Below are 13343 nucleotides of genomic sequence, written 5' to 3'. Positions count from 1 at the left end.
CTCCTACAGGGGAAACGCCGCGCATTACGCGTGCTGCGCGCCCGCCCGTTTGAGCAACTGCTTGCAGCGCTCGGACAGGTGCACCACCCGCAGGTGCTTGCCGGCCTTGCTATAGCGCTCGCGCAGGGTCATCAGCGCGGCGATGGCGGAATAGTCGACGAAGCTGAGGTGCGCGCAGTCCAGAGTCACCTGCGGCGGGTCGCCGGCCGGGTCGAACTGATTGAGGAACGGCGTAGTGGAAGCGAAGAACAGCGTACCGTGGACGCGGTACAGCTTGCTGCCATCGGCCTCGTCATGGATGTCCGCGTACAGTTCGCGGGCATGCTTCCAGGCGAAATCCAGCGCCGCCAGGATGATGCCGCAGAACACTGCGGTGGCCAGGTCCGTCGCCACGGTGATCGCGGTCACCGCGATGATCACCAGCACGTCGCTCGCCGGCACCTTGTTCAGTACCCGCAGCGAAGCCCAGGCGAAGGTCTGCTGGGACACCACGAACATCACGCCCACCAGCGCGGCCAGCGGAATGCGCTCGATCAGCGGCGAGAGGAACAGCACGAAAAGCAGGATCATCACCCCCGCCACCACGCCGGAGAGCCGGCCACGGCCGCCGGAGCTGAGGTTGATCACGGTCTGCCCGATCATCGCGCAGCCACCCATGCCACCGAAGGCGCCGGAGACCATGTTGGCCGCGCCCAGGGCCACGCACTCGCGGTCCGGGAAGCCACGGGACTCGGTGATCTCGTCGGTGAGGTTGAGCGTCAGCAGGGTTTCCAGGATGCCGACCATGGCCATGAGGAAGGCATAGGGCGCGATGATCCGCAGCGTCTCCAGGTTCCACGGAATATCCGGCCACGCGAACTGCGGCAGGCCGCCGGCGATGTGCGCCATGTCGCCCAGGGTGCGGGTCGGCAGGCCGAGCAGATAGACCGCCAGCCCGACGCCGAGGATCGCCACCAGCGCCGGCGGCACCGCGCGGGTCAGCTTCGGCAGCCCATAGACCACCGCCATGGTCAAGGCGACCAGACCCAGCATCACGTACAGCGGGTTGCCGCTGAGCCAGTGCTCGCCGTCCTTGAAGTGCTCGAACTGGGCCATGGCGATGACGATCGCCAGGCCGTTGACGAAGCCCAGCATCACCGGGTGCGGCACCATCCGCACCAGCTTGCCCAGGCGCAGCAGGCCGAACAGAATCATCACCACCCCGCCCAGCAGCACGGTGGCCAGCAGGTACTGCACGCCGTGTTGCACGACCAGCGCGACGATCACCACCGCCATCGAACCGGCGGCGCCGGACACCATGCCGGGGCGGCCGCCGAACAGCGCGGTGAGGGTGCAGAGGATGAAGGCGCCGTACAACCCCATCAGCGGGTTGAGGTGGGCGACCAGGGCGAAGGCGATGCACTCGGGCACCAGCGCGAAGGACGTGGTGAGTCCGGCCAGGACATCGGCACGCAGGCGGGCGGGTTTCATTTTTCTACTCGGAAGCGGGGAACACGAAGGGCCGGCAATGGTACGGAAAACCACTTCCAGCCACCACCCGCTAATCCCGCATGGAGCCCCTCAGGCCTTGGCAGGCGCCGCTGCGCCGTTCAGGAACAGTTGCTCCAGCACGGTCGCCGAACTGGAGCTGGCCGCACGCCCGCGCCGCTCGGCATCGACCATGCCGTAGATCATCGACAGGAAGAGTTCGGTGAACACCGCAGCCGTCACGTCGATGCGCAGCACGCCGGATTGCTGGCCGCGGAGGAAGAAGGCATCCAGCGCATCACTGTAGGACTGCCAGCGACCGTCCAGGCACGGGTCAAGGCTGTCGGGGCTGTACTGGAACATCAGGAAGACCAGCACCTCACGGTGCGTCAGGTGTTCATGGATCAATTTGCGCAACGCTGTCAGCGGCTCGGCGCTCTCCAGTTCGCAGTTGCTGACGACCTGGTTGAGCACCCGCTCGCCATAGCCCATGAGCATTTCCACCAGGTTGTCGCGCGTGCCGCAGAAGCGGTGCAACGTCGCCTTGCTCACCCCTGCCGCTTCCGCCAACTCTTTCAGCGTCGCCCGCGGGCGGTCGACGATGGCGGCGGCCAGCGCCTTGAGGAGTCTTTCATCGTGGGCAGTCAGGGACATCAGCGGGCCTCGGGTCGGTGACCGGTCAGAGGGTCAAGGGAAAGGTGGGATGGGGTGCATTGTGCAGAAAAAGTCCCAACCCACCAAAGGAAATGACATCTTTGTTCACACTTGATTCACATGAGTCAATATTGACTCATTTTAACTTCAGAAAGATCATACGCAACCTCTTAGAAAGACAGACCCCGGGTGAAACATGGGCAGGTTGCGTGCAGTAGGGACAATCAGTGCGCTGGTAACAGCGCTGGCACTGGCGGGTTGCGGACAATCCGGCGAGCCGCAGGCGGCCGCGGAAATGGCGCGCCCGGTGGACGTGGTAGCGGTCGCGACCGAGCCTCTCACCCTGACCTCGGAGTTGCCGGGGCGTATCGAGCCGATGCGCGTCGCCGAAGTGCGCGCACGGGTGGCGGGCATCGTGGTGCAGAAGCGCTTCGAGGAAGGCGCCGACGTGAAGGCCGGCGACCTGCTGTTCCAGATCGACCCGGCGCCGTTGAAAGCCGCCGTGTCCCGCGCCGAAGGCGAATTGGCGCGGGCCCAGGCCGCGCAGCAGGAAGCCCAGGCACGGGTGAAGCGCTACGAGCCACTGGTGAAGATCGAAGCGGTCAGCCAGCAGGACTTCGACACCGCCACCGCCGACCTGCGCAGCGCCCAGGCCTCGGTGCGCTCGGCCCAGGCCGACCTGGAAACCGCACGGCTGAACCTGGGCTATGCCTCGGTCAAGGCGCCGATTTCCGGCCGCATCGGTCGTGCGCTGGTGACCGAAGGTGCGCTGGTCGGCCAGGGCGACGCCACGCTGATGGCGCGCATCCAGCAGCTCGACCCGATCTACGCCGACTTCACCCAGCCGGTGGCCGACGCGCTGCGTCTGCGTGAAGCCATCAAGAGCGGCAACCTCCCCGCCGGCCAGAGCCAGGCCCTGAGCCTGCGCGTCGAAGGCACGCAATACGAGCGCCAGGGCGAGCTGCTGTTCACCGATATCTCGGTGGACCGTGGCACCGGCCAGGTCTCGCTGCGCGGCAAGTTCGACAACGCCGACGGCCTGCTGCTGCCGGGCATGTACGTGCGCGTCACCGCCCCGCAAGGCACCGATGCCAAGGCCATCCTGGTGCCGCAACGCGCCGTGCAACGCGCCACTGATGGCACCGCCCACGTGCTGGTGATCGGCGCTGACAGCCGCGTCGAGACCCGCCAGGTGCAGACCGGCGCCATGCAGGGCTCGCGCTGGCAGATCAGCCAGGGCCTGGCCAGCGGCGACCAGGTCATCGTCGGCGGCCTCACCGGCCTGCAGCCGGGCGCCAAGGTCGAAGCCCGTCAAGCCCAGAAGCAACAGCAGCAACAGCAGCAACAGCAGCAACAGCAGGCGTCGCGCCAGTAAGGCGAGGATCGCCGCGAGGAATTCCCATGTCACTGTTCTTCATCAAGCGCCCCAACTTCGCGTGGGTGGTGGCGCTGTTCATTTCCCTGGCCGGCCTGCTGGCCATCCCGCTGCTGCCGGTGGCCCAGTACCCCAGCGTGGCGCCGCCGCAGATCACCGTCACCGCCACCTACCCCGGCGCCTCCGCGCAGGTGCTGGTGGACTCGGTCACCAGCGTGATCGAGGAGGAGCTCAACGGCGCCAAGGGTCTGCTCTACTTCGAGTCCACCAGCAACTCCAACGGCATGGCCGAAGTGGTGGTCACCTTCCAGCCCGGCACCAACCCGGAGCTGGCCCAGGTCGACGTGCAGAATCGCCTGAAGAAGGCCGAGGCACGCATGCCCCAGGCTGTGCTCACGCAAGGGCTGGAGGTCGAGCAGACCAGCGCCGGCTTCCTGCTGATCTACGCGCTCAACTACAAGGAAGGCTCCGCGCGCACGGACACCACCGCCCTGGGCGACTACGCCGCGCGCAACATCAACAACGAGCTGCGCCGCGTACAAGGCGTCGGCAAGCTGCAGTTCTTCTCCTCCGAAGCCGCGATGCGGGTGTGGATCGACCCGCAGAAGCTGGTCGGCTACGGCCTGTCCATCGATGACGTGGGCAACGCCATTCGCGGGCAGAACGTGCAGGTGCCGGCCGGCAGCTTCGGCGCCTCCCCCGGCAGCACCGAGCAGGAGCTGACCGCCACCCTCGCCGTGAAAGGCACCCTGGACGACCCGGCGGAGTTCGGCCGCATCGTCCTGCGCGCCAACCCGGACGGCTCCACCGTCAAGCTGGCCGACGTGGCGCGCCTGGAAGTGGGCAGCGAGAGCTACAACTTCACCGCGCGCCTGGACGGCAAGCCCACCGTGGCCGGCGCCATCCAGCTGTCCCCCGGCGCCAACGCCCTGCAGACCGCCGCCCTGGTGAAGGAACGCCTGGCCGAGCTGTCGGTGAACTTCCCCGACGACGTCGAGTACTCGGTGCCCTACGACACCTCGCGCTTCGTCGACGTGGCCATCGAGAAGGTCATCCACACCCTGATCGAAGCCATGGTGCTGGTGTTCCTGGTGATGTTCCTGTTCCTGCAGAACGTGCGCTACACCCTGATCCCGGCCATCGTGGTGCCGGTGTGTCTGCTCGGCACGCTGACGATGATGTACCTGCTGGGCTTCTCGGTGAACATGATGACCATGTTCGGCATGGTGCTGGCCATCGGCATCCTGGTGGACGACGCCATCGTCGTGGTGGAGAACGTCGAGCGGATCATGGCGGAGGAAGGCCTCTCCCCGGCCGCCGCCACGGTCAAGGCGATGGGCCAGGTGTCCGGCGCGATCATCGGCATCACCCTGGTGCTGTCGGCAGTGTTCATGCCGCTGGCATTCATGGCTGGCTCCGTAGGCGTGATCTACCAGCAGTTCTCCCTGTCGCTGGCGGTGTCGATCCTGTTCTCCGGCTTCCTCGCCCTGACCTTCACTCCGGCGCTGTGTGCAACGCTGCTCAAGCCGATCCCGGAAGGTCACCACGAGAAGCGCGGCTTCTTCGGCGCCTTCAACCGTGGCTTCAACCGGCTGACCGAGCGCTACACGCTGCTCAACACCGCGCTGGTGAAGCGTGCCGGGCGGTACATGCTGATCTACGCCGGCATCGTCGCCCTGCTCGGCTACAGCTACCTGCGCCTGCCGGAATCCTTCGTGCCGGTGGAAGACCAGGGCTACATGATCGTCGACATCCAGCTGCCGCCGGGCGCCACCCGCGCGCGCGCCGACGTCACCGGCCAGGAGCTGGAGCAATTCCTCAAGTCCCGCGAGGCCGTGGCCTCGTCCTTCCTGGTGATGGGCTTCAGCTTCTCCGGCATGGGCGAGAACGCCGCGCTGGCCTTCCCGACCCTGAAGGACTGGTCCGTGCGCGACAAATCGCAGTCCGCCGAAGCGGAAACCGCGGCGATCAACGAGCGTTTCGCCGGCATCAGCGACGGCGCGATCATGGCCGTGACCCCGCCACCGATCGACGGCCTGGGCAACTCCGGCGGCTTCTCGCTGCGCCTGCAGGACCGCGCCGGCCTCGGCCGCGAGGCGCTGCTGGCGGCCCGCGACCAGTTGCTCGGCGAAGCCAATGGCAACCCGAAGATCCTCTACGCCATGATGGAAGGCCTCGCCGAGGCACCTCAGCTGCGCCTGGAGATCGACCGCGAGAAGGCACGCACCCTGGGCGTCAGCTTCGAGTCCATCAGCAGCGCGCTGTCCACCGCCTTCGGTTCCGCGGTAATCAACGACTTCGCCAACGCCGGCCGCCAGCAACGCGTGGTGGTGCAGGCCGAACAGGGCGACCGGATGACCCCGGAAGCCGTGCTGAAGCTCTACGTGCCCAACAGCGCCGGCGAGCTGGTGCCGCTGTCCGCCTTCGTCAGCACCCGCTGGGAAGAAGGCCCGGTGCAGCTGGCGCGCTACAACGGCTATCCGTCGATCCGCATCTCCGGCGACGCCGCCCCCGGCGTCAGTACCGGCGAAGCCATGGCGGAAATGCAACGTCTGGTAAGCGAGCTGCCGGCCGGCATCGGCTACGAGTGGACCGGCCTCTCCTATCAGGAGAAGGTCGCCAGCGGCCAGGCCACCCAGCTGTTCGCCCTGGCGATCCTGGTGGTGTTCCTGCTGCTGGTGGCGCTCTACGAGAGCTGGGCGATCCCGTTGTCGGTGATGCTCATCGTGCCCATCGGCGCCCTCGGCGCGGTGCTCGCGGTGACGGTCACCGGGCTGCCCAACGACGTGTACTTCAAGGTCGGCCTGATCACCATCATTGGTCTTGCGGCGAAGAACGCGATCCTCATCGTCGAGTTCGCCAAGGAACTCTGGGAACAGGGCCACAGCCTGCGCGACGCCGCGATCCAGGCCGCGCGCCTGCGCTTCCGCCCGATCATCATGACCTCCATGGCCTTCATCCTCGGCGTGGTGCCGCTGGTGGTCGCCAGCGGAGCCGGCGCCGCCAGCCAGCGCGCCATCGGCACCGGGGTGATCGGCGGGATGCTCAGCGCCACGCTGCTGGGGGTGATCTTCGTGCCCATCTGCTTCGTCTGGCTGCTGTCGCTGCTGCGTCGCCAACCCAAACCTGCGCATCAACCCACGGAGGCCGCGCAATGACCACCCTGCGCAAACCTGCCTTTGCCGCCAGCGCCCTGCTGCTGGCGACTGTTCTGGGCGGCTGCTCCATGGCGCCCACCTACGAGCGCCCGGAAGCACCGGTGGCGCAGAGCTGGAGCAGCCCCGCCGCCCAGCCCGGCGCCGCGGCCAGCAACCTCGACTGGCAGACCTTCATCGTCGACAGCGAACTGCGCGAGCTGGTGAACGTCGCTCTGGACAACAACCGCTCGCTGCGCCAGACCCTGCTGGACATCGAACAGGCCCGCGCGCAGTACCGCATCCAGCGCGCCGACCGCGTGCCCGGCTTGAGCGGCGCCGCCAACGGCAATCGCCAGCGGCTGCCGGCGGACCTGTCAAACAGCGGCAGCTCGGCGGTGAGCAGCAGCTACCAGGTCGGCCTGGCGCTGCCCGAGTACGAGCTGGACCTGTTCGGTCGGGTGAAGAGCCTGACCGACGCCGCGCTGGAGCAGTACCTCTCCACCGAGGAAGCCGCCCGCAGCGCGCGCATCGCGCTGATCGCAGAGGTCAGTCAGGCCTATCTCACCTACGATGGAGCCCAGCGCCGCCACCTGCTCACCGAGCAGACCCTGGCCAGCCGCGAGGATTCGCTGGGCCTGATCAGCCAGCGACGCACCGCCGGCGCGGCCACGGCGCTGGACTATCAGGAAGCGCTGGGGCTGGTCGAACAGTCCCGCGCGGAGCTGGAAAGCAATGCCCGGCAGAAGCAGCAGGCGCTCAATGCCCTGGTGCTGCTGCTCGGCACATCCGACGCGGCCAAGCGCATCCCGCAGGTGCCGCAGGACAAGCCCATGCTGATCCAGGACATCGCGCCGGGCACGCCGTCGGAGCTGATCGAGCGGCGCCCGGACATCCTCGCCGCCGAGCACGTGCTCAAGGCGCGCAACGCCGACATCGGCGCGGCCCGCGCGGCGTTCTTCCCGCGAATCAGCCTGACCGGCAGCTTCGGCACGTCCAGCGCGGAAATGTCCGGGCTGTTCGACGGTGGCTCACGTTCTTGGAGCTTCGTGCCGACCCTGTCGCTGCCGATCTTCGATGCCGGCCGCAACAGCGCCAATCTCGACCTGGCCAAGGTGCGCAAGGACTCGGCGGTGGCCGCCTACGAAGGCACCATCCAGACGGCGTTCCGCGAAGTGGCCGACGCGCTCGCGGCGACCGACACCCTGCGCCGCGAGGAAGCCGCGCGCCGGGCTCTGGCCAACACCACCAATGAAACCCTGAAACTGGCCAAGGCGCGCTACGAGGGCGGCGTCGACAGCCACCTGCGCTACCTCGACGCGCAGCGCAGCAACTTCGTCAACGAGTCGGCCTACATCGAGACCAGCACCCAGCGGCAGATCGCCCTGGTGGACCTGTTCCGCGCCCTCGGCGGCGGCTGGAGCGGTGACGTCACGGCGCGGCGCTGATCTCCTGCCCTGCAACAGCGGATAACGCCAAAGGCGTTATTCGCCCTACGAACAACCGGCCCGGGTCGGCGCGGCGTGTAGGGCGCATAACCCGGAACGGGTTATGCGCAGCAGGGCGATCAGCCGCCGAACACCGGCCGGAAGAAGCTGCGCTCGTAGCTGAGGATGCAGCGGGTTTCTTCCGCGTAACGGAACGCGGCCTGGCACTCGGGATCGTCCATGGACCGCTGCCGGTAGCTTTCGTACTCGGCCAGGCTGGGGAAAGTGAACATCGCCAGGGCAACGTTGCTGGCCCCCTCGGAGGGCAGGAAGTAACCGTGGTGCTGGCCACCGAAGCGCTCCACCAGCGGGATCCACAACCGGCCGTAGTGTTCGAATTCCTTGAGCTTGTACGGGTCCAGCACGTAGCGCAGGTAACAGGTGACCATCTTGCCGACTCTCTTGCGGTGAAAGGGACGGCCACTGTACCGGGCAAAGCCGCCCATCGATACAAGGATTCAACCCTGCAACCGCTCGTGCTGGAGCGCGCCATGCGCGATCGCGGGAATGGCCCGCGCCTACCGGCAAGGCGAGTGCGACGGCGCGGGCGGAACGCGCTGCCCTATGTCACCCCGCGCGACCCGATAGCCCGGTAGACTGGCCACACCTTCATCCTCACCGGGGGCACGATGCCCCTTCCCACGGGCGCTGGCGCAAGACCGGCGCGGAGTACAAAGGCATGTCCTTCGAAATCGTCCTCGACCTCTTCGCGGCGCTCTGCTTTGGCGCCCTGATAGGCATGGAGCGCCAGTGGCGCCAGCGCTTCACCGGCGTCGCCACCCACGGGCTGGTCGCCCTCGGCGCAGCTACCTTCGCCACCCTGCCCTTCCTCATGAACGCAGAGGACCAGGTGGTGCGCATGTCCGCCCAGGTGGTCACCGGGATCGGCTTTCTCGGCGCCGGCGTGATCATGCGCGACGGCCTCAGCGTGCGCGGCCTGAGCACCGCCGCCACGGTCTGGTGCACCGGCGCGGTGGGCGTGCTGGCGGGCGCCGGATTCCTCGCGGCGGCGCTGGTCGCCACCCTGCTGATCGTGCTGTGCAACCTCACCCTGCCCTCGGTGACCCGCTGGATCCAGCGTCACGCCCCTATCGAGCCGAGCAGCGAGCGCTACTACACGGTCCAGGCCGTCACCGAGGCCCACCAGGAAGCACTGGTGCGATCCACCCTGCTGCGCCGCCTGAGCGCCAACGGCCTCGCCCTGCAGAGCCTGGAAAGCCACGCACGCAAGACCGCCGGCGACGTGGAAGTGGCCGCCCTGGTACTGGCCCCGAGCGACAAGGACAGCCTGCTGGAAGCCCTGGTCGGCGAACTGGCCCTGGCGCCCTACGTATCGGCGGCCAGCTGGTCGGTCAGCGACGGGCCGCAGTAAGCATCGCGCAATGAAAAAGGGAGCCCGAAGGCTCCCTTTTTTCGTCTCGCCCGACGTCAGGCGAAAACGAAGTACTTGCGCACCGTCTCGACCACTTCCCAGGTGCCCTTCATGCCCGGCTCGATGACGAACACGTCGCCGGCACGCAGGTGGACCGGCTGCTCGCCCTCGGGGGTGATGACGCAGTAGCCGTCGAGGAAGTGGCAGTACTCCCACTTCTCGTAGTTCACCTCGAACTTGCCGGGTGTGCAGATCCAGGTGCCCATGATCTTGCTGCCGTCCGCCGACAGGTAGGCATTGAGGTTGACGGTGTGCGGGTCGCCGCCGATGCGCTTCCACTTGGTGGCGTCCAGCACGGGCGTCGGGCAGGTGTCGCGCAGCACGGTGATGAAATCGGACATGACAGCTCCAGTCGTTGCGGTGAAGGTCCGCCACCCTAGCCACGAATCGCAGGAGCGAGTTGCCTGGATTCGACATCGGTATGTCTGCCAGCGCTGCCCGCCCTTCTCTGATCCGCCCCCTGACAGATTTGTCATCCGCCGCTCATCTCGCCGTTATCCGCGCTCCTACACGATGCCCGTGGCCCTCGCCACGCCTGGGCAAAAACAACAACAGCAGGTGGTCACCGACCATCCTGCCCTTGGGAGCACATCATGTACCAAAGCAAATTCCCGCTGGCGGCTTCGCTGCTGGCACTGGGGGTCGCTTCGCCGACCGTCCTCGCCGAGGCAAAAACCGCTGACAAGGCCGAAGGCTTCCTCGAAGGTGCCAGCCTGGAAGTCCTCAACCGCAACCTCTACTTCAACCGCGATGCCCGCCACGGCCAGTCGGTGCCGCCGCGCGGCAACGGCTACTCGGAAGTCTGGGCCCAGGGGATCATCGGCAAGTTCGAATCCGGCTTTACCCAGGGTACGGTCGGCGTGGGCGTCGACGCCTTCGCCATGGTCGGCTTCCAGCTCGACACCGGTGACGGGCGCAACGGTGCCGGCAGCTCGGTGGACGTGCTACCCACCGACAACGACGGGCACACCGAGAGCGACTACGCCAAGGCCGGCGGCGCGGCCAAGGTGCGCCTGTGGGACACCGTGCTGAAGGCCGGCGACGTGTTCCCGGAGACTCCCGTGGTGCACTACGGCGACTCGCGCCTGCTGCCCGAATCCTTCCGTGGCTTCACCCTGCAGAACACCAGCCTCAAGGGCCTGACGCTGCAAGGCGGCCGCCTGCACGCCATGAGCCAGCCGCAGTCGCGGCAGATGGACGACGGCTTCGCCACCTTCTACGCCGGCCCGGTGGATTCGGCCTGGCTCGCCTACGGCGGCGGCGACTACGCCATCAACGACAACGCCAGCGTCAGCCTCTACAGCAGCCGCCTGAAGGATGCCTGGAACCAGTACTACTTCGGCACCGCGCTGAACTTCCCGCTCAGCGAGGCCGTAGAGCTGTTCGGCGGCTTCAACTACTACAAGTCGCAGGACGAGGGGCGCGAGCTGCTCGGCGAGTTCAACACCAACATCTGGAGCGCCAGCGCCGGCGTGCACTTCGGCGCCCACCGCATCGCCGTCAGCCACCAGCGCAACAACGGCAACAACGACTTCGACTACCTGCGCCAGGCCGACTCGATCTACCTGGACAACTCCATCCAGTACAGCGACTTCAACTCGCCGAAGGAGCGCTCGTGGATGGTCCGCTACGACCTCGACATGGCCACCTACGGCGTACCGGGGCTGAGCTTCATGACCCGCTACGCCCGCGGCACCGACGCCGACTATTCCAACGCCAACGCTGTGTACATGCGCACGGATGACAACGGCGACCCGCTCACGGACCAGAAGCGCTGGGAGCGCGACGTCGAGGCCAAGTACGTATTCCAGGAAGGCCAGCTCAAGGACCTTTCCCTGCGCGTGCGCCAGGCGACCACCCGTTCCACCGCCTTCGAGTCGGACCTGGACGAAGTGCGACTGATCGTCGAATACCCGCTGGCGATTCTGTGACGGCCTGCGCCTGACGGGCGGATGACGGAATTGTCAGCTGCGCCTCAGCCTCCCGTTAGGCGCGCCTGCGTATAACGGAAGCCATCACCGCCCCCCAAGGCTTCTGGTGATGATTTCCCCGCAGCACTGCTCCTCTCCCTGGCGCTCCACGTGCCCTTTGGGGGGAGAGGAACTCTCGGCGCCCACATGGGCGCCTTTTTTTTGCGCATCGGACAGGCCGACCCACTGTGCCCGTCTGCACGACCGCTGGCTGTCAGATTCATCAGCCCGCGGGGCGTTGCCGCCGGTAGGTCAACTGGAAGACGTCCAGTTCAAGGTCGTAGTACCAGATCCTTTCCACCATGCCGCCCTGTAGTTCGACGAGTGCTATCTGGTCCCCGTGAGGCACCAGCCGAGGGCTGCTGGAGATCGGGCTGCCATCTGCATACCGGCGATGAAAGTCGGTGGAACGACCGAGCAGTGGCTTGGTATGCAGCGGTGTGCCATCAGCGGCAATGAACAGCAGGCTGCCGTCGGTAGTCCAGGCGACGTAACGATCGGCCACTTCGTCATAGGCCAACGCGTTGATGTCGATATTCTCCAGCGAGCGGAAGTCCAGCCAGCGCCCGGCCTGGGTGTCGAAGCGATAGAGGAACCCTTCGCCGCCCAGCGAAACGAGCGTGACATAGTGACGTTTGCTGTCGTAGGCGACGGCCGTGGGCCAGGAGAGGCTCGGGAAGTTGTCCGGCATCTGCAGTTCCGCTGGTGCGGAGCTGCTGGGGTCCTGCGCGGTAATGCTGTGACTGACGATACGGTAGATGCGCTTGTCCTGATCAGACCTGACGGCCTTTTCAGGGGCCAGGATGACCTGCGCGGTACCGTCCACCGGGCCCGTCAGCGACCAGCGAACCGGGTTGAAATTACCGTCGACGAGTTCGAAACGCATGCCCTTCACCGGCGCCTGCGGCTGTTCGCCCTGTACGGTGAGCGCCGCTTGCGGAGGGTCGAGGCGGTCGACGGTGATAACGTTGGGCAGCGAATACTCGCCCCGGAAAACATCCACCTTCTGGATACCGAAAAGCCGGTTCACTCCATTGAGCAGCGAAGCAAATCCCGCACTGTCCTTCTGGTAGCTGTAGGGCAGCTTGGTGCGGTAGACCGGGACCTGAATGTTGCTGCGAACGCTGGAAGGTTCATAGCTGGAGATCAGGATACCCTTGATGAGCGTCCCATCGCCGGCGCTCACCTTCCAGGCGATCTTTTCGTAGCTGGTCAGTACCACTAGAACGGACTTTCCGGGCCGATTGATGAACACATTGACCACTGTGCCGTTGACAGCCTTGTCCTTGGGCTCATAGCCAGAGATGACCACGACTTCGGCATTATCTGCCAGGTTCGCCGGCGGCCTTGCCTCCGCCTGCTTCAGCGCGTCGCTGTCCAGCCGTGGTGCGGTAGCGGTCACCGGGGCCGCCGGGTTGATGACAGGCCTCGCCGGGGGACTCTCCCGCTGGCTGATCAGCACGCGATTCAGTCGGTGCTCCTGGTAATAGAGATAGGTCAGCGCTGTGCTGACCATGACCAGCACCATGCAGGTAGCGAAGAGCACCCAGGTCAGGGCGAACAGTCTGCGCCCCGGCGTGGTACTGGCCGCCGCGGCTCGCTTCAGCGCCTCAGCGGCCAACGCCTGCTCCACCTTTGCATAGATGGCTCCACAGTTGGGGCAGGCGTTACACGTCTGGGCAGCAGCGAACGGATGCACGTGTCCGCACTTCAAGCAGGTCTTGTCCATCAGCACATCCTTGTGGGGTTGCACTGAAGGATATTGGAGTCCGCGGATTTCACAACTTCATGCACTGCGAGACAACGGTTGGAGATCACGGAGCC

General features: G+C 66.3%; 10 protein-coding genes. 5 read left to right on the top strand and 5 right to left on the bottom strand.

Going from position 1 to position 13343, the window contains the following annotated elements; all coding sequences use genetic code 11:
• Positions 1–24: 24 nt before the first annotated feature.
• Together ABKS89_RS14600 and ABKS89_RS14595 are read right to left on the bottom strand one after the other, a co-directional pair.
• On the bottom strand, positions 25–1470 hold the full coding sequence (locus ABKS89_RS14600; protein ID WP_348588921.1) for a SulP family inorganic anion transporter: 1446 nt from the start codon (positions 1468–1470) through the stop codon (positions 25–27).
• Between the two features lie 90 nt (positions 1471–1560).
• Entirely contained in the window at positions 1561–2121 is a 561-nt protein-coding gene (locus ABKS89_RS14595) for a TetR/AcrR family transcriptional regulator (protein WP_138216729.1), read from the bottom strand.
• 196 nt (positions 2122–2317) lie between these two features.
• Between ABKS89_RS14595 and ABKS89_RS14590 the strand changes: the two genes are divergently transcribed.
• Genes ABKS89_RS14590 through ABKS89_RS14580 form a run of 3 tightly spaced genes read left to right on the top strand, consistent with a single transcriptional unit; the run spans position 2318 to position 8078 of the window.
• Positions 2318–3496 (top strand): MexC family multidrug efflux RND transporter periplasmic adaptor subunit, encoded by a 1179-nt coding sequence (locus ABKS89_RS14590; RefSeq protein ID WP_348588922.1) that lies wholly within the window; start codon positions 2318–2320, stop codon positions 3494–3496.
• A 26-nt stretch (positions 3497–3522) separates the two neighbouring features.
• Positions 3523–6654: a multidrug efflux RND transporter permease subunit gene (locus ABKS89_RS14585; protein WP_348588923.1), complete on the top strand. Its 3132-nt coding sequence runs from the start codon at positions 3523–3525 to the stop codon at positions 6652–6654.
• 5 nt (positions 6655–6659) lie between these two features.
• The gene (locus ABKS89_RS14580; RefSeq protein WP_348589116.1) at positions 6660–8078 is read left to right on the top strand and encodes an efflux transporter outer membrane subunit; all 1419 of its coding nucleotides are present in this window, start codon (positions 6660–6662) and stop codon (positions 8076–8078) included.
• Positions 8079–8197: 119 nt separating this feature from the next.
• Here the strand turns inward: ABKS89_RS14580 and ABKS89_RS14575 are convergent, their stop codons facing one another.
• A complete protein-coding gene (locus tag ABKS89_RS14575; protein WP_138216732.1) occupies positions 8198–8506 on the bottom strand; it encodes an NIPSNAP family protein in 309 nt (102 codons plus the stop codon).
• 290 nt (positions 8507–8796) lie between these two features.
• Here ABKS89_RS14575 and ABKS89_RS14570 point away from each other — a divergent pair, with 290 nt between their 5' ends.
• A complete protein-coding gene (locus ABKS89_RS14570) occupies positions 8797–9489 on the top strand; it encodes an MgtC/SapB family protein (RefSeq protein ID WP_138216733.1) in 693 nt (230 codons plus the stop codon).
• Positions 9490–9545: 56 nt separating this feature from the next.
• On the opposite strand, the gene ABKS89_RS14565 is transcribed toward ABKS89_RS14570, so the two are convergent.
• Positions 9546–9890 (bottom strand): cupin domain-containing protein, encoded by a 345-nt coding sequence (locus tag ABKS89_RS14565; protein WP_081517039.1) that lies wholly within the window; start codon positions 9888–9890, stop codon positions 9546–9548.
• A 252-nt stretch (positions 9891–10142) separates the two neighbouring features.
• On the opposite strand from ABKS89_RS14565, the gene ABKS89_RS14560 reads away from it, so the two are divergent.
• Positions 10143–11480 (top strand): OprD family porin, encoded by a 1338-nt coding sequence (locus ABKS89_RS14560; RefSeq protein ID WP_348588924.1) that lies wholly within the window; start codon positions 10143–10145, stop codon positions 11478–11480.
• A gap of 262 nt (positions 11481–11742) precedes the next feature.
• Here ABKS89_RS14560 and ABKS89_RS14555 read toward each other — a convergent pair whose 3' ends face one another.
• A complete protein-coding gene (locus ABKS89_RS14555) occupies positions 11743–13248 on the bottom strand; it encodes a hypothetical protein (protein ID WP_348588925.1) in 1506 nt (501 codons plus the stop codon).
• Positions 13249–13343 lie beyond the last annotated feature (95 nt).

This window comes from Pseudomonas sp. LABIM340, from assembly GCF_040017195.2.
Lineage (GTDB): Bacteria > Pseudomonadota > Gammaproteobacteria > Pseudomonadales > Pseudomonadaceae > Pseudomonas.
The sequence above is the reverse complement of the archived record's forward strand: the minus strand, read 5'-3'. Positions and strand labels throughout refer to the sequence as shown.